This window comes from Lysinibacillus sp. FSL M8-0216, assembly GCF_038595555.1.
Classification (GTDB): Bacteria; Bacillota; Bacilli; order Bacillales_A; family Planococcaceae; genus Lysinibacillus; species Lysinibacillus fusiformis.
In genome coordinates, this window is record NZ_CP152007.1 from 62,795 (window position 1) to 89,126 (window position 26,332).

Annotated in this window: 28 protein-coding genes; 27 read left to right on the forward strand and 1 reads right to left on the reverse strand. The window is 37.3% G+C overall.

Annotation, left to right across the window (positions count from 1 at the left end):
* Positions 1-13 precede the first annotated feature (13 nt).
* The 3 genes from MKX57_RS00295 to rsmI are packed head-to-tail and all read left to right on the forward strand — an operon-like array spanning position 14 to position 1,882.
* A complete protein-coding gene (locus MKX57_RS00295) occupies positions 14-763 on the forward strand; it encodes a tRNA1(Val) (adenine(37)-N6)-methyltransferase (protein ID WP_089987311.1) in 750 nt (249 codons plus the stop codon).
* Positions 747-1,010: a GIY-YIG nuclease family protein gene (locus MKX57_RS00300; protein WP_107922840.1), complete on the forward strand. Its 264-nt coding sequence runs from the start codon at positions 747-749 to the stop codon at positions 1,008-1,010. Before MKX57_RS00295 ends, MKX57_RS00300 begins: the two co-directional genes overlap by 17 nt.
* Entirely contained in the window at positions 1,007-1,882 is an 876-nt protein-coding gene (gene rsmI, locus MKX57_RS00305) for a 16S rRNA (cytidine(1402)-2'-O)-methyltransferase (protein ID WP_089987310.1), read from the forward strand. Before MKX57_RS00300 ends, rsmI begins: the two co-directional genes overlap by 4 nt.
* A 184-nt stretch (positions 1,883-2,066) precedes the next feature.
* On the opposite strand, the gene MKX57_RS00310 is transcribed toward rsmI, so the two are convergent.
* Positions 2,067-2,345, reverse strand: coding sequence for an AbrB/MazE/SpoVT family DNA-binding domain-containing protein (locus MKX57_RS00310; protein ID WP_004229214.1), 279 nt, complete (start codon positions 2,343-2,345; stop codon positions 2,067-2,069).
* A gap of 349 nt (positions 2,346-2,694) precedes the next feature.
* Between MKX57_RS00310 and metG the strand changes: the two genes are divergently transcribed.
* From metG to MKX57_RS00430, 24 genes are all read left to right on the forward strand, one after another.
* A complete protein-coding gene (gene metG, locus MKX57_RS00315; protein ID WP_089987309.1) occupies positions 2,695-4,671 on the forward strand; it encodes a methionine--tRNA ligase in 1,977 nt (658 codons plus the stop codon).
* A gap of 253 nt (positions 4,672-4,924) precedes the next feature.
* Positions 4,925-5,695 carry a TatD family hydrolase gene (locus tag MKX57_RS00320; protein WP_008181618.1) on the forward strand — a complete coding sequence of 257 codons (771 nt, stop codon included), beginning with the start codon at positions 4,925-4,927 and terminating at the stop codon, positions 5,693-5,695.
* 135 nt (positions 5,696-5,830) lie between these two features.
* The gene (locus MKX57_RS00325) at positions 5,831-7,042 is read left to right on the forward strand and encodes a G5 and 3D domain-containing protein (RefSeq protein ID WP_008181616.1); all 1,212 of its coding nucleotides are present in this window, start codon (positions 5,831-5,833) and stop codon (positions 7,040-7,042) included.
* A gap of 194 nt (positions 7,043-7,236) precedes the next feature.
* Positions 7,237-7,803 (forward strand): ribonuclease M5, encoded by a 567-nt coding sequence (gene rnmV / locus MKX57_RS00330; protein WP_090003281.1) that lies wholly within the window; start codon positions 7,237-7,239, stop codon positions 7,801-7,803.
* Positions 7,796-8,677, forward strand: coding sequence for a 16S rRNA (adenine(1518)-N(6)/adenine(1519)-N(6))-dimethyltransferase RsmA (gene rsmA / locus MKX57_RS00335; RefSeq protein ID WP_107922839.1), 882 nt, complete (start codon positions 7,796-7,798; stop codon positions 8,675-8,677). The genes rnmV and rsmA overlap by 8 nt, the downstream gene beginning before the upstream one ends.
* A gap of 156 nt (positions 8,678-8,833) precedes the next feature.
* A complete protein-coding gene (locus MKX57_RS00340; RefSeq protein WP_004229199.1) occupies positions 8,834-9,094 on the forward strand; it encodes a Veg family protein in 261 nt (86 codons plus the stop codon).
* Positions 9,095-9,209: 115 nt separating this feature from the next.
* Positions 9,210-9,389 carry a small, acid-soluble spore protein, alpha/beta type gene (locus MKX57_RS00345; protein ID WP_025116349.1) on the forward strand — a complete coding sequence of 60 codons (180 nt, stop codon included), beginning with the start codon at positions 9,210-9,212 and terminating at the stop codon, positions 9,387-9,389.
* Positions 9,390-9,609: 220 nt separating this feature from the next.
* The gene (gene ispE, locus MKX57_RS00350) at positions 9,610-10,476 is read left to right on the forward strand and encodes a 4-(cytidine 5'-diphospho)-2-C-methyl-D-erythritol kinase (protein WP_089987305.1); all 867 of its coding nucleotides are present in this window, start codon (positions 9,610-9,612) and stop codon (positions 10,474-10,476) included.
* A gap of 56 nt (positions 10,477-10,532) precedes the next feature.
* The gene (purR, locus tag MKX57_RS00355) at positions 10,533-11,366 is read left to right on the forward strand and encodes a pur operon repressor (RefSeq protein ID WP_008181605.1); all 834 of its coding nucleotides are present in this window, start codon (positions 10,533-10,535) and stop codon (positions 11,364-11,366) included.
* Positions 11,363-11,737: a RidA family protein gene (locus tag MKX57_RS00360; RefSeq protein WP_008181603.1), complete on the forward strand. Its 375-nt coding sequence runs from the start codon at positions 11,363-11,365 to the stop codon at positions 11,735-11,737. Before purR ends, MKX57_RS00360 begins: the two co-directional genes overlap by 4 nt.
* 223 nt (positions 11,738-11,960) lie before the next feature.
* On the forward strand, positions 11,961-12,263 hold the full coding sequence (gene spoVG, locus MKX57_RS00365) for a septation regulator SpoVG (protein WP_025116955.1): 303 nt from the start codon (positions 11,961-11,963) through the stop codon (positions 12,261-12,263).
* Positions 12,264-12,534: 271 nt separating this feature from the next.
* The gene (glmU, locus tag MKX57_RS00370) at positions 12,535-13,905 is read left to right on the forward strand and encodes a bifunctional UDP-N-acetylglucosamine diphosphorylase/glucosamine-1-phosphate N-acetyltransferase GlmU (protein WP_043990714.1); all 1,371 of its coding nucleotides are present in this window, start codon (positions 12,535-12,537) and stop codon (positions 13,903-13,905) included.
* Between the two features lie 24 nt (positions 13,906-13,929).
* On the forward strand, positions 13,930-14,889 hold the full coding sequence (locus tag MKX57_RS00375) for a ribose-phosphate diphosphokinase (RefSeq protein ID WP_008180258.1): 960 nt from the start codon (positions 13,930-13,932) through the stop codon (positions 14,887-14,889).
* A 265-nt stretch (positions 14,890-15,154) separates the two neighbouring features.
* Positions 15,155-15,751, forward strand: coding sequence for a 50S ribosomal protein L25/general stress protein Ctc (locus MKX57_RS00380; RefSeq protein WP_090003279.1), 597 nt, complete (start codon positions 15,155-15,157; stop codon positions 15,749-15,751).
* Positions 15,752-15,906: 155 nt separating this feature from the next.
* A complete protein-coding gene (gene pth / locus MKX57_RS00385) occupies positions 15,907-16,467 on the forward strand; it encodes an aminoacyl-tRNA hydrolase (protein ID WP_008180262.1) in 561 nt (186 codons plus the stop codon).
* Between the two features lie 202 nt (positions 16,468-16,669).
* On the forward strand, positions 16,670-16,897 hold the full coding sequence (locus MKX57_RS00390) for an anti-sigma-F factor Fin (RefSeq protein WP_008180264.1): 228 nt from the start codon (positions 16,670-16,672) through the stop codon (positions 16,895-16,897).
* 138 nt (positions 16,898-17,035) lie between these two features.
* On the forward strand, positions 17,036-20,545 hold the full coding sequence (gene mfd / locus MKX57_RS00395; protein WP_342531444.1) for a transcription-repair coupling factor: 3,510 nt from the start codon (positions 17,036-17,038) through the stop codon (positions 20,543-20,545).
* Positions 20,546-20,793: 248 nt separating this feature from the next.
* The gene (spoVT, locus tag MKX57_RS00400) at positions 20,794-21,330 is read left to right on the forward strand and encodes a stage V sporulation protein T (protein ID WP_008180268.1); all 537 of its coding nucleotides are present in this window, start codon (positions 20,794-20,796) and stop codon (positions 21,328-21,330) included.
* A 159-nt stretch (positions 21,331-21,489) separates the two neighbouring features.
* Complete coding sequence (locus MKX57_RS00405) at positions 21,490-23,112, forward strand: polysaccharide biosynthesis protein (protein ID WP_008180269.1); 1,623 nt, start codon at positions 21,490-21,492, stop codon at positions 23,110-23,112.
* Between the two features lie 9 nt (positions 23,113-23,121).
* On the forward strand, positions 23,122-24,591 hold the full coding sequence (gene mazG, locus MKX57_RS00410) for a nucleoside triphosphate pyrophosphohydrolase (protein WP_342531447.1): 1,470 nt from the start codon (positions 23,122-23,124) through the stop codon (positions 24,589-24,591).
* Entirely contained in the window at positions 24,588-24,878 is a 291-nt protein-coding gene (locus MKX57_RS00415; RefSeq protein WP_008180273.1) for an RNA-binding S4 domain-containing protein, read from the forward strand. Before mazG ends, MKX57_RS00415 begins: the two co-directional genes overlap by 4 nt.
* Before the next feature lie 139 nt (positions 24,879-25,017).
* Complete coding sequence (yabP, locus tag MKX57_RS00420; protein ID WP_004229167.1) at positions 25,018-25,317, forward strand: sporulation protein YabP; 300 nt, start codon at positions 25,018-25,020, stop codon at positions 25,315-25,317.
* Positions 25,314-25,805 (forward strand): spore cortex biosynthesis protein YabQ, encoded by a 492-nt coding sequence (yabQ, locus tag MKX57_RS00425; protein ID WP_008180277.1) that lies wholly within the window; start codon positions 25,314-25,316, stop codon positions 25,803-25,805. Before yabP ends, yabQ begins: the two co-directional genes overlap by 4 nt.
* Before the next feature lie 17 nt (positions 25,806-25,822).
* Positions 25,823-26,227 (forward strand): septum formation initiator family protein, encoded by a 405-nt coding sequence (locus tag MKX57_RS00430; protein ID WP_008180279.1) that lies wholly within the window; start codon positions 25,823-25,825, stop codon positions 26,225-26,227.
* Positions 26,228-26,332: the final 105 nt, after the last annotated feature.

The following is a 26,332-nucleotide window of genomic DNA, read 5'->3' on the forward strand; positions in this document are numbered from 1 at the left end:
AGGAGGAATTAGCATGGAAAAATGGCTAAAAGGTGATGAACGTCTAGACTATTTATTGGCTGAGAATTTACGTATTATTCAAAGTCCATCTGTCTTTTCATTCTCATTGGATGCGGTATTGCTTTCAAAGTTTGTCAGTATTCCCTCTCATAAAGGAAGTATTGTAGATTTATGCTCGGGAAATGGTGTAATCCCTCTCTTTTTAAGTGCACGAACGAAGGGGCAAATAACAGGAGTTGAGCTTCAGCCACGCCTGCTAGATATGGCAGAGAGAAGTGTCCGCTATAACCAATTAGAAAATCAAATTCAAATGATTCTTGGAGATGTAAAAGAAATACCGAAACAACTGGGCATTGAAAAATACGATGTTGTTACGTGCAATCCCCCTTATTTTTTAGCGCATGAAGCTAGTGATAAAAATCTTAGTGAGCATCATGCTATTGCACGACATGAACTCTATTTAACATTAGAAGAGGCCATTCAATCAGCAAGCAAATTATTAAAGCAAGGTGGGAAAGCAGCATTTGTACATCGACCAGGTCGATTATTAGATATAGTTACGGCAATGCGTGCAAATCGTTTAGAGCCAAAACGAATGCAGCTTATTTATCCGAAAGAAGGAAAAGAGGCCAATACATTATTAATAGAAGGAATAAAGGATGGGAAGCCTGATTTAAAAATATTACCACCATTGTATGTCTATAATGAGAATAATGAATACACAGCAGAAGTGAGAGAGATTCTTTATGGAAAAGAGCAATAGTCACTATTTTTACGTGCTAGAGTGTGTGGATCAATCACTTTACGCAGGCTATACAAATAATTTAGAAAAGCGTGTAGCTGTACATAATGCTGGCAAAGGGGCAAAATATACAAGAGCTAGAGGGCCAGTAAAGTGTATTTATAAGGAAGAATTTGAAACAAAGGAAGAGGCAATGCGCGCAGAATATGCTTTTAAGCAACTAACAAGAACTCAAAAAATAATGTATATAAGGAGGGGTGAATCGTGAAATCACAAAAAAGTACAATACACGATCAGACAGGCTGTTTATATCTTGTAGGGACACCTATCGGAAATCTAGAGGATATTAGTGTACGGGCGCTCCGTATTTTAAAAGAAGCTGATATTATTGCAGCAGAGGATACTAGAAATACAAAGAAATTATGTAACTACTTTGAAATTGACACACCTTTAATGAGTTACCATGAACATAATCTAGCTGTAGGTGGAGAAAAATTATTAACTTTTCTACAGGAAGGGAAGACCATCGCATTAGTGAGTGATGCAGGTTTACCTTGTATTTCTGATCCTGGTGCAGATATAGTTGAAAAAGCAATTGCTCAAAACTTTCCGGTTGTGCCTATACCAGGTCCAAATGCAGCAATAACTGCATTAATCGCTTCAGGATTAACACCTCAGCCATTTTTCTTTTATGGTTTTTTAAATCGTGGAAAAAAAGATCGTCGCCAACAATTAGAACAATTAAAAAAACGACAAGAAACGATTTTATTATATGAAGCACCTCATCGCTTAAAGGAAACATTAAAAGATATGGAAGCTATTCTCGGAAATCGTCGTATTGTTTTAGCACGAGAGCTGACTAAAAAATTTGAGGAATTTTTGCGTGGCACCCTAGCAGAAGCTATAGAATGGTCACAAACAGAAGAAATACGTGGTGAATTTTGTATAGTCCTTGAGGGGAATCAGGAAGTTGAAGTGGAAGATTCTGAAAAGGCTTATTGGCATACACTGTCTATTATCGAGCACGTGGATTATATCCTTCAACAAAACGATGTAAGTTCTAAAGAAGCCATTAAAGAAGTAGCCAAGGAACGACAACTAGCGAAGAGAGATGTCTATAACGAATATCATAATCAATGACGATTAAGAGTTACCTTAGGGTAGCTCTTAATTTTTTGGATTGAATACAAATGTAAATAATAGTAACCTTACATATAAAGGTCTGACATGGACATTTTAAGGGGTTCACAATTTGGGTATAGTAGATAGTATACGTTTATATTAAAAACACCTAAATCACTGTCTTGATTTAGGTGTGTAAGCATTATTTTTTTAAGTTTGATTGAATTTCTTTTACTAACATTTCAGCGCCTTCTGGACTTAAAATTAATTTGCCTCCAACTAGACGGAAGTTATCATCTGAAACTTCGCCAGTAACAGCACATGTCATATTAGGCATATATTTTTTTAAGATGATTTTATCATCATCCACATAGATTTCTAAAGCATCCTTTTCAGCGATACCTAGTGTACGGCGTAATTCGATAGGTATTACTACACGACCTAACTCATCGACTTTACGAACAATTCCTGTTGATTTCATAATAGTTTTCCTCCTAATTTATAAAAGTTATATTGGCATTTCGTCAAATTTCGACATCATTTCTTTGTCTGATAGTTATCATACCAAGTAATGCCATAAACGTCAATTAATTAATGCACTAATATTATGGTTTTTTAAAAATTTTTTTGAGAAGAATGCTGTTTTTTCTGTTTTTTTAAAAGGTTTTTAATAAATATTTTTGATTATAGTATAAAAGGTTCTTATTTAAGTCAGTAAATGGATTAAATATATTATTCGACAATTTTCGCAAATAATAAACTTTCATTGAAACGAATTTCGGACTTCGTTAGAATAGAAAGTATATTGTAAAACAATGGAGGCAGTTCTTGTGAGTGAACAAAAGAAAACATTCTATATAACAACACCCATTTACTATCCAAGTGGGAAGTTTCATATTGGTACGGCATATACAACAGTTGCATCAGATGCGATAGCACGTTATAAACGTTTACGTGGTTATGATGTTCGTTTTTTGACAGGTATGGACGAGCATGGACAAAAAATTCAAGAGAAGGCAGCAGAAGCGGGCAAACATCCTCAGGATTATGTCAATGAAATTGCAGAGGCTGCGAAAAAGCTTTGGGCGTTAATGGATATTTCTTACGATGATTTTATTCAAACAACGCAAGAACGACATACAAAAGCTGTCGAAAAGATTTTCCAAAAGTTTTTAGATAATGGAGATATATATAAAGGTGAGTATGAAGGCTGGTATTGTACGCCTTGTGAATCATTCTTTACAGAGACTCAACTAGTTGATGGCAATTGTCCAGACTGTGGTCGCCCCGTCCATAAAGTAAAAGAGGAATCGTACTTCTTTAATATGAAGAAATACGCGGATCGTTTATTATCTTATTATGAGGAAAACCTTGGGTTTATTGAACCGGAGTCTCGAAAAAATGAAATGATTAATAACTTTATTAAACCGGGGTTAGAAGATTTATCAGTATCGAGAACTTCCTTTGACTGGGGTATTAAAGTACCTGGGGATCCCAAACATGTTATCTATGTATGGGTAGATGCATTAACGAATTATATTACATCATTAGGATATCTTTCAGATGATGAAACATTATTCAACAAATATTGGCCAGCAGATGTGCATGTAGTAGGGAAAGATATCGTTCGCTTCCATACAATATATTGGCCAATTTTCTTAATGGCTTTAGATTTACCATTACCGAAAAAGGTTTTTGCACACGGCTTTATTATGATGAAAGACGGGAAAATGTCTAAATCAAAAGGTAATGTCATTTATCCAGAAATGTTAATCGAACGTTATGGCCTTGATGCGACTCGTTATTTCCTTTTACGCGAATTACCTTTTGGTTCAGATGGAGTATTCTCTCCAGAATCATTTATTGAACGCACAAACTTTGATCTTGCAAATGATTTAGGTAATTTATTAAACCGTACTATTTCCATGATTAACAAATATTACGATGGCATAATTCCTTCAGAGAATCTTCAATCGACAGAATTTGATGCAGCATTAAAAGAGCAGGCTGAGTCGGTACGTATTAAATATGAAGAAAGTATGGAAAAAATGCAATTCAGTGTGGTATTGGCAGACTTATGGACATTAGTATCACGCACGAATAAGTATATAGATGAAACACAACCATGGGTATTAGCAAAAGAAGAAGCGGATAAACCAAAATTAGGTTCAGTAATGCGAAATTTGGCAGAAAGCTTACATCAAATTGCTGTCATGTTACAACCATTTATGACAACAATACCTAAACGTATGATGGAACAGCTTGGTTTGGATGACAAATTCTTAGCATGGGATACAATTGAAACATTCGGCAATACTATTCCAGCAAACATTAAAGTGGTAGAAAAAGGGATACCTATTTTCCCTCGTTTGGAAAATGAAGTTGAAATTGCTTATATCCGTGAAGAAATGCGTGGTTCAGTAAAAACTTCACAAGAAGAAGAAGTTAAAAGTGAGACAAAGAGTGATGGGAACCCAGAAATTCCTGAAATTACTATTGATGATTTCATGAAAATTGATTTGCGTGTTGCGACTGTAACCGCATGTGAAACGGTGCCTAAAGCTGATAAATTATTAAAGCTTCAAGTCGACCTAGGATACGAGCAACGCCAAGTAGTTTCAGGCATTGCAAAATTCTATTCTCCAGATGAATTAGTTGGTCAAAAAGTGATTGTCGTAGCAAACTTAAAACCAGTTAAATTACGTGGTGAATTATCACAAGGTATGATCCTAGCTGGGGAAAAAGATGGGATTTTAAAATTAGCATCTGTAGATTCAAAACTTGAAAATGGTGCAAAAGTAAAGTAACAAACGAAGAATGGCCTGCTGAATAGATATTATTCAGCAGGCTTTTCAAATCTGCTAGTAGAATTAGTCTTATTGTTATTTTGAAATAATTTATATACTGTAAAATTAATGGATTTTTAGGTATATAGGACCAACTCGAGCTTTGTCGATTAAGTGGATTGTCACAAACTCGAATCGTTTGTAACAAATTTGTAATGCTTACGAAAAATATGAAATAATAAATTTTAATAAAATCTATGTTAGGAGAATGAAGATGTTTATTGATACACATGTACATTTAAACGCAGATCAATACGAGGAAGACCTTCAAGATGTAATCAATAGAGCTTTAGAAGCTAAAGTAGAAAAAATGGTGGTTATAGGTTTTGATCGTAAAACCATTGAAAGAACTATGGAGCTAATAGAGCAATATGATTTTGTTTACGGTGTTATTGGATGGCATCCGGTCGACGCCATTGATTGCACGCAGGAAGATTTAGAGTGGATTGAGGAATTAGCAGCACATCCAAAAATAGTCGGTATTGGTGAAACTGGGTTGGACTACTATTGGGATAAATCACCAAAGGATGTTCAGCAGGCACTTTTCCGCAAACAAATACAGTTAGCGCAAAAGATTGATTTACCAATTATCATTCATAATAGGGATGCAACAGGGGATGTTGTAAATATTTTACGTGAAGAAAATGCAGCATCTGTAGGGGGTGTTATGCACTGCTTTAGTGGGAGTGTAGAGACAGCACGTGAATGTATTGCTATGAATTTTATGATTAGTCTTGGGGGACCTGTGACATTCAAAAATGCACGTTTGCCAAAAGAAGTGGCTACGGATATCCCTCTTGAGCACTTAATGATTGAAACTGATGCCCCTTATTTAGCGCCACATCCTTACCGTGGAAAGCGCAATGAACCCGCTTTTGTGCCATTAGTGGCGGAAGAAATTGCACGTTTGAAAGGGTTGACAATCGAGGAAATTGCACAAGCAACTACCGACAATGCGAAAAAATTTTTTGGGATTGACAGTTAACTAGCTAAGATGCCTCCAATACAGGGTTTACGGTTGGCAAAAACAAAGAAGTCAATTTTCAAAGAAATACTTTCGGGTTGACAGTGTCAAAACTAGTCCGTATAATCCAACCTTGTATTAAGGAGGCGTTTTTTCATGTCAAATAATTCCATGAAAAACTTGTTCTTAGGATCATTGAGGAGTAAGCAAACAGTGATAAGAATTATTTCACTTGTCCTGTTTGTATCTGTAATCTCTTTCGTGCTTTATCAAGGTACGAAAAAAGCCGTAAAGCTTGAAGCAAATGGAGAAACAATCGAAGTATCCACACATGCCAAAACTGTAGAACAATTATTACAAGATCAAAATATAGATGTAGCAGCGCATGATAAAATATCACCCTCTCTGAACACCAAAATTGTTAATGGCTTAGCAATTCAATGGGAACAGGCAAAAGAAGTAACAATTTCAGTTGATGGAAATCAGTCAAAAGTATGGACAACTGAAACACTAGTGAAAGACATTTTGAAGGAAGCGAATATTAAAGTATCTGAACATGACTCTTTAGCACAAGGTCTAGATACTGAGCTAGGCGCAGAAAACAAAATCGATATTCAAAGAGCGTTTCAATTAACGCTTGTCGATGGCGTAAACAAAAGACAAGTATGGTCCACTTCGACTACGGTCGCTAACTTTTTAAAACAACAAGGAATTCAGTTAAATGAATTCGATCGTGTCGAAAATAACCTGGAGGACGTTCTTACTCCGGCGAGTAAAATCACAGTAGTTCGCGTAGAAAAGGTTATCGATGTAGTGGAAGACTCTTTAGATTTCGCAGTTGAAAAGAAGCAAGATGCTTCATTGCAAAAGGGGAAAGAAAAGGTAGTAGCAACAGGACAGAAGGGTTCTGTTTCTCGTACGTATGAAGTTGTCAAAGAAAATGGGAAGGTTGTAGCAAAGAATCTACAATCTGAGGCAGTTTTAAAAGAGCCGAAAAAGCAAGTAGTTGCAGTCGGAACTAAAACTGTAGTTGCAAGTGCAGCGACTGTATCGCGTGGTTCAGCAGAGCCATCAAGCGGTAAAGAGTTCTATGTAACAGCAACAGCCTATACGCCATATTGCAACGGTTGCTCAGGTACATCGGCAACTGGTATAAACTTGCGTTCAAATTCCAACTTGAAGGTTGTAGCAGTAGACCCTTCTGTTATTAAGCTAGGCTCAAAAGTTTGGGTTGAAGGGTATGGTACAGCTATTGCTGGAGATACTGGTGGCGCAATTAAGGGTAATAAGATCGATATACTTGTACAAACAGATACCCAAGCACGCAACTGGGGACGTAAGAAAGTGCGTATTAAAGTATTAAATTAAAAAAATTGTAAAATAAATCAAAATGTTTTTCACTAAGGGCTTTCCTGTTTTGACTGGCAGGAAAGCTTCTTTTTTTATTTTTAGCGGCCAAGCAATAGTATATGTATAGGTACGTATAAGTCTTGTATTCCTGTACAAACAGTATCATGCAGTTGTAAAATGGTCAGAAGATAAGGTAGAAAAGAGGAGCCTTTTTGCAAATAAAAGAAATTATCGTGGTTGAAGGAAAAGATGATACGACAGCTATTAAGCGTGCCGTACAAGCAGATACTATAGAAACAAATGGATCTGCTATATCTGAAGAGACGTTGAAACGAATTCAGCATGCGCAGGAGAAGCGTGGAGTTATTGTATTTACCGATCCTGATTATCCAGGACGCCGCATACGTGCCATTATTGAGGAGCGCGTTCAAGGGGTCAAGCACGCTTTTTTACCGAAAGCAAAGACAATTGCGAAGAATGGCAAGGGATTAGGGATTGAGCATGCAGCAGACGACGATATTCGTGAAGCGCTACGACTTGTCTATACCCCCAATTTTGATGTACCAAAAGAAGATGATATAACACTAGAGGATTTAATGACAGCTCGTTTAATTGGTCATCCGCAGGCAAAGCATCGTCGTGATCGTCTTGGTGAATTATTAAATATAGGTGCTACAAATGGTAAGCAGCTCCATAAAAGATTGAAAATGTTTCAAATTACAGAAAAACAATTTGGTGCCGCAGTTGCACAGCTAGATCAGGAGGAAAATGATGCATAAGGATATTGCAACACCAATTCGAACGCAGGAAATTTTAAAAAAATACGGATTCTCATTTAAAAAAAGCTTAGGACAGAACTTTTTGATTGATCCAAATATATTAAGAAATATAGTTAGTCATGCCGACTTAACAGAAAATAGTGGGGCGATTGAAGTTGGCCCAGGCATTGGGGCATTAACCGAACATTTAGCGAGAAGTGCTAAAAAGGTCGTTTCCTTTGAAATTGACCAACGACTATTACCTGTATTAGAGGATACACTTAGCCCCTACAATAATGTGTCTATTGTCCACTCTGACATTCTAAAGGCTGATGTTGCTAAAGTGATTGCAGAGGAAATGCCAGGAATTGAAGATATAATGGTTGTGGCCAATTTACCGTATTACGTAACTACACCAATTTTAATGAAATTATTGAATGATCGATTACCAATTCGTGGCTTTGTTGTCATGATGCAAAAAGAAGTGGCAGATCGTATAACAGCTAAACCAGGGACAAAGGAATATGGTTCATTGTCGATTGCCATCCAGTATTACGTAAAGGCAGAAATTGCTATGACAGTCCCTAAGACGGTTTTCATGCCACAGCCTAACGTCGACTCAGCAGTCATTCGCCTTATTAAGTACGATGAGCCTCCAGTAAAGGTTATTAATGAGGATTTCCTTTTTGTCGTGACGCGTGCCTCTTTCGTACAGCGTAGAAAAACGATATATAATAACCTACAATCTGGTTTGCCGAATGGTAAAGCACAAAAGGACTTCATTCTAGAGGCTTTAACTGCTGCTAGTATCGAACCAACCCGTCGTGGTGAAACTTTAACGATTCAAGAGTTTGGAAAATTAGCCGATGCGCTATATCCTGTATTTGCAAAGTAAAAAATTTTGTTAACATTTTTTCTTAGATGTAAAAAAATATATGTTTTTTATAAAAAATAAGTTGACAAGATTTATGAGGTGCTGATAAAATATTATATTTTGTTGACATTTTTGGGCGATTCGCTTATACTAGTTATTAGTGAGGTGTAAGCGAAAATGCCAAAAACTTTAGCGGACATTAAAAAGTCGTTGGATTGTCATTTGGGTAAACGTTTGCAATTAAAAGCAAACGGTGGTCGCAAGAAAACGGTTGAGTGTGCAGGGATATTACGCGAGACATATCGCGCCATCTTTGTAGTTGAACTTGACCAAGAAGACAATACGTGTAAGCGCGTATCGTATAGTTACACAGATATTTTAACTGAAGCAGTAGAGATTACATTTTTAGACGAAGCAAAGGCTGCTGTCGCAAAATAGTTTCTAGTACTTATTTCTATATTTTTGAAACACTCATGTATGTTAAAAACTACATGAGTGTTTTGCGTTTTCCCGGGGCATACTAATGTGGTCAGTTGTTAAAGGAGGAGTTTATATGCCTAGAAAGGGTATCATGTCACCTCGATTAAAAGAAGAGATCGCAAAAGAACTTGGATTTTATGATGTTGTGCAAAAGGAAGGCTGGGGCGGCATAAAAGCTCGAGATGCTGGTAATATGGTCAAACGTGCCATTGAAATGGCTGAACGAGCAAGTAATGAGCAAGAGCGTAAGTAGACTATTTCTAATAAAATAGACGACTTATTAAGTTTCATTCAGTAAGGATGAAAATCCTTACTGACACAACAAATACAGCTGACGAGAGAGAACCGTTACTCCGAACAGGGTATACGGTTCTTTTTTTCCATTTTCGTAATCTCAGTATGGTAAAATAAAATGAATAATCTTGTGCGAAAAAGGAATTGTTTATATGTGTTGCTATAAGGGAGGAAGAAAAATGCTTTATGTAAAGGCGCCTGCAAAAATTAATTTAACTTTAGATGTACTTTATAAAAGACCTGATAATTTTCACGAAGTAGAGATGGTTATGACAACCGTCGATTTAGCTGATCGTATCAGTCTTGAATCTCGAGAAGATGGTGTGATCCAAATAATTTCAACGGATAATTTTGTACCGAACGATCATCGTAATTTTGCTTATCAGGCAGCGCGTCTCATTAAAGATACATATGGCATTAAACAAGGTGTATCCATTACTATTGAAAAAGAAATCCCTATTGCTGCCGGCCTTGCTGGAGGTAGTAGTGATGCAGCTGCTACACTTAAGGGCCTTAATGAACTTTGGAATTTAGGGTTATCGATAGATGAATTGGCTGAACTAGGTGCTAAAATAGGTTCAGATGTATCATTTTGTGTCTATGGTGGCACAGCACTTGCCACAGGACGCGGAGAAATAATAAAGGAAATCCCTGCCCCGCCTAACTGCTGGGTAGTATTAGCAAAACCTAAAATCGGCGTATCCACTGCTGAAGTATATGGTGGTCTCAAAGTTAAAGGACTGGAGCATCCCAATACGAAGCAGATGATAAAGGCTATTGAAACGAAGGATTATGAGCTATTATGTTCTTCATTAGGAAATGTTTTGGAAACTGTAACATTTAAGCTACATCCAGAGGTCGTCATGTTAAAGGAACAAATGAAACGCTTTGGAGCAGATGCTACGTTAATGAGCGGAAGCGGTCCGACTGTTTTTGGGCTAGTGGATAGTGAAGCTCGTGTCAGTCGTATTTATAATGGTTTACGTGGGTTTTGTGAGGAAGTTTATGCAGTAAGAATATTAGGTGAGCGAAATACGCTTGCTTAGAAACGCAAATTTGTGTTAATTTTACCTATAAATATTCGTGTATAGGAGAGGGTCGCATGAAATGGAAACGTAGTGAACGACTAGTTGATATGACGTACTATTTACTAGAACATCCACATCAGCTGATCCCGCTAACTTATTTTTCAGAACTATATCAATCTGCGAAGTCATCCATTAGTGAGGATTTAACGATTGTAAAAGAAACTTTCGAAGAAAAAGGAATCGGGTTATTGATGACAGTGCCGGGTGCTGCAGGAGGAGTGAAATATATTCCTAAAATGTCCGAGCCAGAGGTGCGTTCAGTTATTCAGGATTTAAAGGCAGAGCTGGAGCATTCAGATCGCTTATTGCCTGGTGGTTACTTGTTTATGACAGATTTACTAGGGAACCCAGATTTAATTAACCGCGTAGGGAAGGTTTTTGCTTCTGCTTTTGCAGATCAACAGATCGATGTCATAATGACAGTAGCAACGAAGGGTATATCTATAGCACATGCTATTGCTAGACATTTAAATGTGCCAGTAGTTGTTGTGCGAAGAGATAGTAAGGTAACAGAAGGTTCTACAGTAAGTATTAATTATGTGTCTGGTTCTTCCAGAAGAATTCAGACAATGGTATTATCAAAAAGAAGCATGAAGAGCGGACAACGTGTCTTGATTACCGATGATTTTATGAAAGTTGGCGGTACTATGAATGGCATGAAAAATTTATTAGAAGAATTTGATTGTAAATTAGCTGGCATTGCAGTTCTTGTTGAGGCTGAACATGCGGACGAAACGTTAGTAGACGATTACTATTCACTTGTAAAGCTTCATGAAGTGAATGAAAAAGATCGAACAATTGCATTAAGTGAAGGTAACTATTTTTCTAAAAGGGGACATGACAAATGAAAGTAGTAGCAACATCAAATGCACCAGCAGCAATTGGACCATATTCACAAGGGATTATTGTGAATGGTATATTTTATAGCTCAGGACAAATTCCATTAACAGCTACAGGTGAATTAGTGGAAGGCGATATTACTGTGCAAACAAATCAGGTATTCGCCAATGTAAAAGCAGTATTAGAGGCAGCGGGATCATCTTTAGAAAATGTTGTAAAGACTACAGTGTTTATGAAGGATATGAACGACTTTGTCGCAATGAATGAAGTCTATGCAAGCCACTTTGGGGAGCATAAGCCTGCACGTTCTGCTGTAGAGGTAGCTCGACTTCCTAAAGACGTAAAAGTAGAAATCGAAGTTATTGCTATTGTTAAATAAAGAATCGATTAATGAAGCCCACTATTAAGAGCATTCGTTCTGTTTAGGGGGCTTTTTTTATTGTTGACAAACAATTGTCAAAAATTCCGTAAATAAGAAAAAATATTATTCTCGAAAGTATTCAAATTTTTTAGAAAATTTGATAGACTATAAAAAGGAAAATATTCGGTAATTAAGAATATGATAATTTTATTTAGGCATCTAAGAGAGAGGTGGTGAGAAAATGGAAGTTACTGATGTGAGATTACGTCGGGTACAGACGGATGGTCGCATGCGTGCGATTGCTTCCATTACACTTGACAATGAGTTTGTTGTTCACGATATTCGTGTAATTGATGGAAATACTGGATTGTTCGTAGCAATGCCAAGTAAACGAACACCAGATGGCGAATTTAGGGATATCGCTCATCCAATCAATTCGGACACTCGTAATAAAATTCAAGAGATTATTTTAAACGCCTATCACAACTCTAGTGAATTAGAAGAAACGGGCGAAGAAGTAGAATTAGAGGGCATTGGTGTATAGTTAAAAGGTAATAACTAACTATTCAAGAAGTAGTTACAATTTAAAGTTGATTTTATTAGTCAAAAATTTTAAGAACTCTTCAAATTTGAAGAGTTCTTTTTATTTTGATAAAAAGAGAAAACCAGCAGTTTTAGGATATACTTTATGACATTCGAGCAGAAGGTGCAGTGGTTTTTGGAATTCATCTTTTTGTCAACTCTACATGCCTTGAAAATAGATGAATTATGCTATATAGTCATAAGAGAAAATGAGCGTATTGGAGGACTTACAGATGAGCAATATTTTTGCTGTCATTTTGGCTGCAGGTCAAGGTACACGTATGAAGTCCAAATTATATAAAGTGCTCCATCCAGTTTGTGGGAAACCGATGGTACAACATGTGGTGGATCATATTCAAACGTTAGATGTGAATCGCATTGTAACGGTTGTTGGACACGGTGCAGAAAAAGTGCAACATCAGCTGGGAGATAAAAGTGAGTATGTTCTTCAAGCCGAACAGTTAGGGACAGCACATGCTGTTCAACAAGCTGAGGGAATTCTAGGGAATGAAGAAGGAACAACTTTAGTTGTTTGTGGTGACACACCGCTAATTCGTCCCGAAACTATGCAGGCTCTATTTGAGCATCATCAGGCAAAGAATGCTAAAGCAACAATTTTAACTGCCATTGCGGAAAATCCAACTGGCTATGGTCGTATTTTACGTAGCGAGAACGGGCAAGTAGAGCAAATTGTTGAACAAAAGGATGCTTCAGCAGCACAGCAATTAGTAAAAGAAATAAACACGGGCACATATTGCTTTGATAACAAGTTGTTATTTGAAACATTAAAATTAGTGAAAAATGACAACGCTCAAGGTGAATACTATTTACCAGATGTTATTGAAATTCTACAAAAGCAAGGTGATATTGTAGAAGCATATGTGACAGATGATTTTGAAGAAACGCTTGGTGTCAATGACCGTGTTGCTTTATCACAGGCAGAGACATTAATGCGTGCGAGAATTAATGAAAAGCATATGCGTAACGGTGTGACAATTATTCACCCTGAAACGACATATATTAGCGCGGAATCTGTTATTGGAAGTGATACTGTCATTCAACCTGGTTGTATGATAGAAGGAGCCACTGTAATCGGAGAAGATTGCAATATTGGCCCAAATACTCAAATTGCAGATAGCCGAATTGGAGATCGTACAACGGTGCATTCTTCAGTTGTGCGTGAAAGCGCTATTGCGGAAGATGTAGCCGTTGGACCATTTGCTCATATTCGACCACTTTCAGACATCGGTAGCCATGTGAAAATTGGTAACTTTGTAGAAGTGAAGAAAAGCAAGCTAGGTAATGACACAAAAGTATCGCATTTAAGCTATATTGGTGACGCTGAAATTGGCAGTAACGTCAATGTTGGCTGCGGTTCCATTACAGTTAACTATGATGGAAAAAATAAGTACAAAACAATTATTGAAGATGATGTATTTGTAGGATGTAATACTAACTTAGTAGCGCCAGTGAAAGTTGGAAAAGGTTCATTTATTGCAGCAGGTTCTACAATTACAAAAGAAGTACCTGAAGATGCACTTGCAATTGCTCGTGCAAGACAAGAAAACAAACCTAATTATGTAAGCAAATTAAATTTAAAATAATTATCAACTAAACAGGAGGCCATCATGCCGTATCATTATGCAAACTCACAATTAAAAATATTTTCTCTAAATTCAAATAACCCGTTAGCTCAAGAAATTGCGCAAGAAATGGGTGTAGAATTAGGGAAATCTTCTGTTAAGCACTTCAGCGATGGAGAAGTTCAAATTAGCATTGAAGAAAGTATTCGTGGTTGTGATGTGTTTATCGTGCAGTCAACTTCTGCACCAGTAAACGAACATTTAATGGAGCTTTTAATTATGGTAGATGCAGTTAAACGTGCATCTGCTCGTACAGTAAACGTCGTAATGCCTTATTATGGTTATGCACGCCAAGATCGTAAAGCAAAAGCGCGCGAACCAATTACAGCTAAATTAGTGGCAAACCTACTTGAAACAGCTGGTGCAACACGAGTGATCGTATTAGATTTACATGCACCTCAAATTCAAGGTTTCTTCGATATCTTAATCGACCACTTAATGGCAGTACCGTTATTATCAGATTACTTTAAATCTAAAGGTATTCCAGAAGATCAAATCGTTGTTGTTTCACCAGACCATGGTGGGGTAACACGTGCTCGTAAAATGGCGGAACGTTTAAAAGCACCAATTGCAATTATTGACAAGCGACGTCCAAAACCAAATGTTGCGGAAGTTATGAACATTGTGGGTAATGTTGATGGTAAAGTGGCAATCTTGATTGATGATATTATTGACACTGCAGGTACAATTACGATCGGTGCAGATGCATTACGTGCAGCCGGTGCAAAAGAAGTTTATGCTTGCTGTTCTCACCCTGTACTATCTGGGCCAGCAATTGAGCGTATCGAAAACTCTTCTATTAAAGAATTAGTGGTGACAAATACAATTCAGCTTGCGGATGATAAAAAATCTCCAAAAATTACAGAGCTTTCTGTAGCTAAATTAATGGCTGATGCAATTTCTCGCGTGTACGAAAACAAATCTGTAAGTACTCTATTCGATTAATTATAAAGATGTTGTATAAAGGGCAAATCTATCTTTTTAGATGGATTTGTCCTTTTTCTTTTTATTTAATCAAGGGAAAGAGTATATTATGTGTGAATCTCCTAATAAAGGGGTATAATAGTAAATGTGTCTTCATAATATTTACACTACTTTAAAAAATAGAGGTAAATATTATTATAGCCTTAAACAAGATAGTCACTAAAATGCTGAGTGGCTGATTGTTGATAAGGCGTAAATAATTTTCTTGGAAGGGGAATAAAGAGATATGAGTACAGTATTAAGTGTTACAAAGCGCGAAACTGGGCATCGTTCGACATTAACCCAACTTAGAAAAGGGGGAGCCATTCCTGCAGTTATTTACGGCTATAAGTTAGATTCAACCCCAATTTCTATTTCTGCAAAAGAATTTAAGAAATCCATTCAAAAAAATGGGCAAAACAGTGTGTTTTCACTAGATTTAGAGGGGAAAAAAGTGAATGTAGTTGTATCAGAAGTACAGCAATGTTCATTAAAAGATGAAGTTAATCATGTAGACTTTTTAGCGATTAATATGGCGGAGGAATTAGAGGTCGATGTGCCAATTAAATTAGTTGGTCAGTCAGTTGGAGTGAGTGAGGGCGGCATTTTAATGCAGCCTAACTTAGAATTAAAAGTGAAGGTGAAACCAGCTGAACTACCTGATTCCATTGAAGTTGATATTTCATCACTGAAAGTAGGGGAATCCCTGACTGTGGCAGAGATTCGAAATCAAACGCCTGTAGAAGTTATTAGTGAAGATGATTATCTATTAGTAACGATTGTTGCTCCTGTTTCGGCAGAGCAAGAAGAAGTTACTGCTAGCGTAGAAGAAGAGCAAATGTAAAATAAATTATTTATCTGGCTAGTAAGAAAGCTAAAAACTTTCTTGCTAGCTTTTTTTGTAGCGTTAAAATGGCATTTAGCAATTGTTCAAAATGCTTTCTAGTCCTGTGGTATGGTAAAATAATGACTATTAGATTTGAAAGAAGAGAGGTACTTATGAAAATTATCGTTGGTTTAGGAAACCCGGGTAAACCGTATGAGCACACTAGACATAATATTGGTTTTGATGTAATTGATGCGTTAGCAGAAAAATGGGGGGCACCTTTAACAAATTCAAAATTTAATGGTATGTACACAACTGTTCATCGACCTGAGGGGAAGGTTCTACTTGTTAAGCCTTTAACATATATGAATTTATCAGGGGAATGTGTAGGTCCCTTAATGGATTATTTTGATATTGATGTGGAAGATCTAATTGTTATATACGATGATCTAGATTTGGAAACTGGAAAATTACGCTTGCGCCAAAAAGGAAGTGCGGGTGGCCATAATGGCATTAAATCCTTAATTCAACATTTAGGTACGCAGGAATTTAATCGAATCCGAGTAGGCATTAGTCGTCCACCAGCTGGCATGAAGGTTGCAGACTATGTATTAGCAAAGTTTTCAAAGGAAGATCAGGTTTATATGAAAGAAGCCATTGAAAAGTCTGTAAATGCTGTAGAAGTATCTCTTTCAAAGCCATTTCTTGATGTGATGAATCATTTTAACAAGTAAAGTCGTGAATTTAGTTGAAATTTTTGGATACAGAAGTCTAAGTTAAACTCATGCTTATATGGATAAGTCTTGCCTATAAGCAAGAATTAATTCTCCCATTTTTACGTTCATACATTACTGAAGACACGAAGATAGTGCATAATCTAATTTATAAATGTCTATACTTTAAGTAGAAAGTTGCTTAAAGGAGGATGATTTGGAGATGTCAGTTCGCTATCGATGTCGGCATTGTGAAGTAGAAATAGGGACACTACCATTTGATGCAGATGATACAATTCGAAAACTACATATTTTCGAATTGGGAGAAGCCGATGATTATGTTGAGAAAGATCAGCATGGTCATACGACTGTACACTGTATTTGTGAGCAATGTGAGGATTCGCTGAGACAATATCCAGATTATCATGCACTCAATAAATGGATTCAATAATTGGAAGGATGCTTTGACACACTTCATGTGTGTTCAAGGCTTTTTCCATTTTGTAAAATGGCTAATAAATATATACAAACTAGCACTAGAATGCTAGTAATGACAAATAGAATTTTTTGCTGAAAGGAGCTTTTGACTGTGGAAGTTTTACGACAGCTTGTGTCGAGGGATAAACATATTACATCATTTTTACAGGAGATTCAGAGCGGTCAAACTGCATCACAGCTTATTACAGGTTTAACTGGAAGCGCACGTCCCGTTATGGTCGATGCGTTATTTGAATATGTAAAGAAGCCGATATACATTGTGTCTCCTAATCTACTGCAGGCACAAAGAATGGTGGATGAGCTTGCTGGGCTATTAGGTGAAGAAAATGTGCACTATTACCCAGCGGACGAATTTATTGCTGCAGACCTTTCTGTGGCCTCTCCAGAATTACGAGCGGAGAGAATCGCCACGCTTGATTGCTTAGCCAGGGGGGAGAAGGCTGTTTACGTGATCCCTGTTGCAGGTTTAAGGAAGATCATGCAGCCGAAGGAACATTGGCTACACTATTTTTTACAAACAACTGTGGGCGATGAAATTGAAGTAGATGCATGGCTACAAACATTAGTTGAAATGGGCTATGTCCGAAATTCCATGGTGACTACACCTGGCGAATTTGCCTTACGTGGAGGCATACTTGATATTTATCCACCGTATTTAGAATCACCTATTCGGATTGAATTATTTGATACAGAAGTAGATTCTATAAGAACATTTTCGGCAGATGACCAACGTTCTATTGATAAATTACAAAAAATTCGTATACTTCCTGCTTCTGAGGTTATTCTGACAAAATCAGAAAGACAGAACTTGGCAGATCGTTTAGAAAAAGCCTTAGCCGCAAGTTTAAAGAAAGTTAAAAAGCAGGAAACAAAAGAACTCCTTTATCAGCATATTCAGTATGATATTGAATTGCTACAACAAGGAAATCTTCCTGACTATGTCAATAAATATGGGTCATTACTATATGATAAAACGGCTTTTTTAGGCGACTATTTTGCGCAAGATGGAATTGTTCTATTTGATGAGCTTGGACGTATTCAAGAAGTTATGGATGCTTGGGAACGTGAAGAAGAGGAATGGTTTTTATCTTTAATTGAAGAAGGGAAAATGGTTCATGATGTTAAACCCGCCTTCACATTAAAGGAAATAGTGGCAATGTTGTCGCAACAAAAGCTGTCCTTTTCATTATTTTCACGTACATTTTCGGGAATAATGTTTAATAAGACGACTAACTTTTCTTGCAAGCCAATGCAACAATTTCACGGACAAATGGCATTGCTACAAAGTGAGATTGAACGCTGGCTACTTGGCAAATTTACAGTACTCATCGTAGCTAGAGATAAAGAGCGTGTGAAACGTGTTCAGCAAATGCTAGAAGAGTATGATATCCATGCAGCTATAGGTGAGCCTACAGATGCTGGAATTTATATTGTCGATGGAGTATTGTCGAGTGGTTTCGAATTACCGCTCCAACGTTTGGCCATTGTAACAGAGGATGAACTATTTAAGCAGCAGGCTAAGAAAAAAGCACGTACGCAAAAAATGACGAATGCTGAACGCATTAAAAGCTATACGGAAATTAAACCTGGTGATTATGTTGTTCATGTTCACCACGGAATAGGGAAATATATTGGTGTAGAAACATTAGAGGTAAATGGAACACATAAGGATTACTTGCATATTCGATATCGTGCAGACGATAAATTATATGTACCTGTCGAGCAAATAGACTTAATCCAAAAGTATGTGGCATCAGAGGACCGAGAACCGAAGCTACATAAATTAGGTGGCGCAGAGTGGAAAAAAGCTAAAGCTAAGGTATCATCAGCTGTACAGGATATTGCAGATGATTTAATTAAGCTTTATGCGAAGCGAGAAGCTGAAAAGGGGCATGCTTTTACACCTGATAATGATGATCAGCGTAACTTCGAGGCAATGTTCGCCTATGAAGAAACCGAGGATCAGCTACGTTCTATTGTTGAAGTAAAAAGAGATATGGAACGTGAACGTCCTATGGATCGCCTAGTTTGCGGTGACGTAGGCTATGGTAAAACAGAAGTGGCTATTCGTGCCGCATTTAAAGCTATTCAAGATGGCAAACAGGTTGCCTTCCTTGTTCCTACAACCATTTTAGCTCAGCAACATTATGAGACCATTCGTGAACGCTTTCAGGACTTTGCTATTAATGTAGGGTTGCTATCACGCTTCAGGTCAAAGAAAGAGCAAACAGCTACATTAAAAGGGTTAAAAGAAGGGCAAGTCGATATTGTTATCGGAACACACAGAATCTTATCGAAGGATTTATTATTCCAAGACCTTGGCTTATTAATTGTTGATGAAGAACAACGTTTCGGGGTAACGCATAAAGAAAAAATTAAGCAGTTAAAAACAAATGTCGATGTGTTAACGTTAACAGCCACCCCTATTCCGAGAACACTCCATATGTCAATGGTAGGGGTCCGAGATTTGTCTGTTATTGAAACACCACCAGCCAATCGATTCCCGGTTCAAACATATGTGATGGAACATAGTGGGGCACTAGTTCGAGAGGCAATCGAAAGAGAGATGGCACGTGGCGGACAAGTGTTTTACTTATATAACCGAGTAGAAGATATGGCTAGAAAAGTTGAGGAAATTCAAGTGCTCGTTCCAGAGGCACGAATAGGTCATGCACATGGGAAAATGTCAGAGTCTGAATTAGAATCAGTCATATTATCCTTTTTAGAAGGAGACTATGATGTACTTGTGACAACGACTATTATTGAGACCGGTGTAGATATTCCCAATGTTAATACTTTAATTGTCCACGATGCTGATCGAATGGGCTTAGCTCAGCTTTATCAATTGCGTGGACGCGTTGGGCGCTCTAACCGGGTAGCCTATGCCTATTTTATGTACCAGCGTGATAAAGTATTGACAGATGTTGCTGAGCAAAGATTGCAGGCTATTAAAGAATTTACGGAGCTGGGTTCAGGCTTTAAAATTGCTATGAGAGATTTATCTATTCGAGGCGCCGGAAATTTACTTGGAGCGCAACAGCATGGCTTTATTGATTCAGTTGGTTTTGATTTATATTCACAGATGCTCCAAGAGGCAATTGAAGAGCGTCAAACAGGTGTGAAAAAAGAAGAAAAACCTGAGATTGAAATTTTATTAAGTGTCGATGCGTATATCCCTGATGCGTATATCCCTGATGGATACCAAAAAATTCAAATGTATAAACGCATTAAAGCGATGGATCAGGTGGAGGAGTATGGTGAAATCATGGAGGAATTAGAAGATCGATTTGGTGATCTTCCAATTGAAACAGAGCGTCTACTTCGTGTAGCACGAATGAAAGTATGGGGATTAGGTGCGGGAGTAGTCTCTGTAAAGGATAAGCAGAAACTTATTACAATTATGCTATCCGAACAGGGAACAGCAAATGTTGATGGTAGTAAAATTATTGAAGAGTCTATGAAATTTGAACGTGCTGTTGGTTTTGGTATGGATGGCATGCAATTAAAACTAACTATTGATGAGCGGAAGTGCGGAAAACATCAACCCTTTGACATTTTGGAAGAGCTGATGCAAATTATTGATCAAGCAAAGAAGCTATAATAAAGAGGCAGTCCTATCTTTTGAAGAAAAGATAAGACTGCCTTTTTTCATGATAATTTTAATCAATTTATTATAGAAACGTATTCCTTGGGTACTCTAATAATGAGTTGATTGATGTAATGCAATTTTTTTGAAAAAAATTGATGGTTGTGAAATCCTTTTTCTTCAGTTTTTGCATAGATTGCTTAAATAAAAACCATACTATAGTTGAATAAAAAATTTTATTGTAGCGAAAGCGAGGCATTAGAATGAAGGCAACAGGAATTGTTCGTCGTATTGATGATTTAGGGCGTGTAGTTATTCCAAAAGAAATTCGTAGGACGCTACGTATTCGTGAAGGCGACCCGCTTGAAATTTATACGGACCGTGAAGGTGAAGTCATATTAAAAAAATATTCTCCAATTAATGATTTAGGAGAATTTGCAAGAGAATATGTTGAAACATTATATGAAACATTAGGAACACCAGCATTTGTTACAGACCGTGATGAAGTAATTGCCGTAGCAGGGATTGGTAAAAAAGAGTATATCAATCGTCGTATTACGTCCTTTGCAGAAGGCTTCATGGAAGAGCGCTCTACTAAGATTGAGAAAATGGAGACATCCATTGAAATTGTTCCTGGACAATATGAGCAAGTAAAATCATATTGTGCATCACCTATTATGGTGAACGGTGACCCAATTGGCTGCATTATAGTATTGTCTAAAGTGCATTTTGTTGGTGAGGTAGAAGTGAAAGTAGTGGAAACGGCTGCAAACTTCTTAGCGAAACAAATGAATAGCTGATGCATGTAAAAGTTATTGCGATGACCTTTTAGGCCGTGTAATAACTTTTTTTGCGTACATAAATATGGGCCAAATTAGGAACAGTATTGTCGCCTGGCGCGTCAAACTTTTTAGATATGCTATACTATTGGCATTGTTAAGAAGGAAAGAGGGCAATTTATGTCGCAACGTTTTGGTATGAAAAGCTACATGAAGGGAGCGGCCTTATTAACAATCGCTGCCCTTATCGTAAAAGTACTTAGTGCCTTTTACCGTGTACCTTTTCAAAATCTAGTTGGTGATGAAGGTTTTTATATTTATCAACAGGTATATCCAGTCATTTCAATTTTCGTTGTTTGGACATCTAGTGGCTTTGCTGTAGCCATTTCAAAAATGCTTGCAGATAATGATTGCATAGTTGATACAATAGAACGTAATGAAAAAAGAAGCATGATCATGCGTGTCGTTTTCCGTTATTTGACGATACTCTCATTATTGTTTTTTTCTGTCCTATTTGGAGGTGCTGAAAAAATAGCCCAGTTGATGGGTGATATTCAACTGGCACCGTTGATACGCACGGGCTCCCTCGTAGTATTGGTAATGCCAGCGCTTGCTATTTTGAAGGGCGGTTTTCAATCTAGAGGGATTATGGAGCCTATTGCTTATGCTCAAGTCGTTGAACAAGCGATTAGGGTAACCGTTATTTTAACAGGAACCTTTGTCATTATGACTACCACAAAATCACTATATGCTGCGGGGAAAATGGCCGTTATTGGTACAGTCATAGGGGAAATAACTGCATTATTATTACTTGCCTATATTTTTTCTAAACGCTTTGGGTTATTCCGTGTGCACTTACGTCTACACAAGGCTAAAAGCTTACCGATTATTAAAGAGGTTACATGGCTTAGCTTAAGTGTAAGTATGAGTGGCCTTTTGTTACTAGGCTATCAATTAGTTGATTCCTTTACGATCTATTCGTTATTAATCGATCACGGTATGGACTCTACAGTTGCTAAAGAAACCAAGGGGATTTATGATCGTGGACAGCCGCTCGTACAACTAGGCGTTGTTATCGCATCCTCGCTATCCCTTGCAATTGTTCCACTTGTTGCTCATTTATCGAAAAAACAAGAAGGGCGAAGTGCCATTCCATTTATCCAATTAACATACAAAGCGTCTATTTTGTTTGGCTGGGCTGCTTCACTCGGATTAATGCTTGTGATGCCCTATTTAAATGAAATGCTTTTTAAAACCAATACATTATCCGAAGTATTAATTGTGTATGTATTCCAAATCGTGCCTTTGTCGATTATTCTTACATTTACAGCCATTTTACAAGGCTATGGAAAATTAAAGAAGCCAGCATTATTCTTAATGATAGGGTTTGTGTTAAAAATAATATTAAATGTTCGTTTGATAGGCTGGCTTGGTGTATTAGGAGCAGCTATTGCAAATGATATAGGCTTACTATTAACAGCATTCTTGCTTATTGTTTATTTAAAAACAATGACAGGTATTCAATTAGCACCCACCGAATTTTATAAAAAAGTGGGGCTCGCATCAATAAGTATGGCAGTGGTCGTATTGGTATGGCTACAGATGGTATCTGCCTTTTTAGGCCATTTATTGTCATCACGTTCAGTAGCGGTGATCGCAGGATTCACTGCAGTAGGCTTGGGAGCGTTTGTTATGCTTACAATGATTGCGAAGAAACGAGTGTTAGTAGAAAAAGAGTGGTATTTATTACCGTTTGGACGTAGAATGGCCGTTTACCAACTATGGCTAAATTCAAAGAAGTAGGTGGAAATTATGAATACTTTAACTATTATTGGTCTAGGCGCAGGGGATTTTAATCAGCTGCAAATGGGCGTTTATAAAAAATTGAAAGCTGCTAAAAAATTATTTGTTCGTACAATCGATCATCCAGTACTAGAGGAATTAGCGGCAGAAGGTATAACGTTCGAAAGCTTTGACAAAATTTATGAAAAACACGACGCATTTCAGCCAGTATATGCAGAAATTGCAGAATCACTTATAGCAGCTACCGCTATAGAGGATAGTATGTACGCGGTACCAGGTCATCCATTGGTTGCAGAACAAACAGTGCAATTGCTTATAAAAGCAGCGGATGTGGGAACTTTCAATCTTGTCATAGAAGGTGGACAAAGTTTCTTGGATCCGATATTTGGTGCATTGAAAATTGATCCGATTGAAGGTTTTCAATTGCTGGATGGTACTAACTTTTCCATGCATGACATCAACATGCGTCAGCATATCTTAATCGCCCAAGTGTACGATACATTTAGTGCTTCAGAAGTGAAGCTAACATTGATGGAAAAATATGAGGACGAGTACCCAGTGACCGTAGTTACGGCTGCGGGATCTTCACAAGAAAAAATTGTTACTGTGCCACTCTATGAACTCGATCAAAGTGTGGAGGTTAATAATTTAACAACCGTCTATGTGCCACCTGTAAATTCACAGGAAGAGGCCTTAAGAGATTGGACAACATTCCGTACAATAATTGCAACATTAAGAGGTCCAAATGGCTGTCCATGGGATCAAAAGCAAACTCATGAGTCCTTGAAAAAGTATTTACTCGAAGAAGCTCATGAATATTTAGCTGCTGTAGATGCTGAAGATGATTTTGCAATGATTGAAGAACTTGGAGATGTGCTTTTACAAGTGTTCTTACATGCACAAATAGGAGAAGATCAAGGATACTTTACGCTTGAAGATGTTTTAGCTTCTGTTAGTGAGAAAATGATTCGTCGCCATCCACATGTCTTTGGAGATGTCGCAGTGGAAGATGCTGATGGTGTTGTAGCCAATTGGGAGGCTATAAAGGCTGAAGAAAAGGGCAATTCTGATAAACCACTATTAGACGGGGAATATAGGGCATCCTCGGCGCTACAGACAGCCTTTAACTATCAAAATAGAGCTGCCAAAGTAGGTTTTGACTGGCCGGATGTAGAAGGTGCATGGGATAAGTTTGCGGAGGAGTGGCAGGAATTTCGCCATGAGGTGACGAATGGCTCTAGTATATCCAGACTTGATGAATTGGGAGACGTATTATTTACATTAGTGAACTTAGCACGTTTCTATAAATTATCTCCAGAAGAGGCAATCCTGCATGCCAATGAAAAGTTTGCTAGACGATTTGGCTATGTGGAAGCTCAAGTAAAGGCAAGTGGAAAATTATTTGCTGACTTTACTTTAGATCAATTAGATAGGTTCTGGAATGAAGCGAAGCAACTAGAAAGGGAGAAAGAACTATGAGATTAGATAAATTTTTAAAAGTTTCACGTTTAATCAAACGTCGTACTTTAGCTAAAGAGGTGGCAGATCAGGGTCGTATTACTATCAATGAGAAGGTAGCGAAAGCTAGTAGCTCAGTAAAAGCTGGGGATGAACTGGCCATCCGATTTGGTCAAAAAATAGTAACAGCACGTGTAGAAGAAATACGTGAGACAGTGAAAAAAGAAGATGCAGCCAAAATGTTTACCATTTTGAAAGAAGAGAGACTAGAAAAAATTGAGCCTGAATTTATAGATGATGAAGAATAAATTTCTTTTTTAGCCACCTAATGTTGTTCCTGCTTCCATTTATGGATGAAAGTAATAGACAACTTAAATAAAGTTGTCATGCTTTGATGGTTGTCCGCATAAAGTGAACAGAAGCTAGGACGACTAAAGGAGGAAAAAAATGACGCTACATCAAGAAAGTAATCGTTACACAATTCCATCTGGAGAGCATATTTTAACGATTCGTAATCGTAAAAGAATGGACATGACTTCTGTAAAATCAATTGAACGCTTTGATCAGGAAGAGTTTTTCATTAAGACGTCCCAAGGGCATTTGTTAATCCGTGGAGAGGAACTGCATATCGTTCATTTAGATGTTGACAAAGGATTATTGACACTTGAAGGAACTGTGAAAACTTTACAGTACGACGAGGAGGAAAGTGGCTTCTCGAAGGGTTTCCTTCATAAGTTATTTGGATGATTGTTAGTGAACAATTCTTTCAATTAATTGTCATGGTTTTGAGCGGTATAGCAGTTGGTTTCATTATTGATAGTGTAAGGCTTATTGTTTTCTCAACTCCAAAAAGGTCAAGCCTTCGAAAGTGGATGATGGTTTTTGAATTACTAACATGGATTCTACTTGGAGGGCTGACATATTATTTATTATTTTGGCTAAAAGACGGCGCATGGCGGGCATACGACCCGCTTGCGCAAATAGCCGGAATTTTTTTGTATCAATCATTTTTTCAAACTATTTTACGTTTCATAGCTAGAGTTTTGGTGAATATTACATGGAGGCCCTTCTGGTTCATTGTGCGCTTCATCGTCTCGGTTATTCGACATATTTTGCAGTTTTTATTAAATATAGTAATGTTTGTTATAAGACCTTTTGTCAAAATTTATTCGTATTTGTCCTACACTTTTTTAAAAAAGTTACGATATTTGAAGTATAATAAAAAGCAACAATAATTTTCGGAGGTGCGGGCATGACTAGACGTCATTCATCAAATGATGAACAACAGAACTTTACAAAGCTTGATAATGACTATGTCCGTAACACGGATAAAGCTATAAATCGCAAGCAGCAGGCACGGAAACGTAAATTGCGCCGTATCGTCTTTTTTGCGATTGTACCAGTCATTATTATCGCCCTTCTCTTAAATGTGCTATCTAACCAACAGGAAACATTAGCGATTAAAGAGAAATCCAAGGAAGAAGCGAAACAGCATCTCTCTGAATTGAAAGAGGAACAGGATTCTCTAAATCTGAAAATCAAACAATTACAGGATGATGAATATATCGCAAAACTATTAAGAAAAGAGTATTACTTGTCTGAAAAAGGTGAGGTTATTTTTATAATTCCAGATAAGGAAGATAAAAAAGACGACTGAAAAGCTATGTATTGTTGACACTCTTTTTTAGTTATATATAATGAAAAGAGAAGCTTATTGCAGTAAAAAGTTTAATTAAATGATTACATGGCTCAAAAGAGTCGC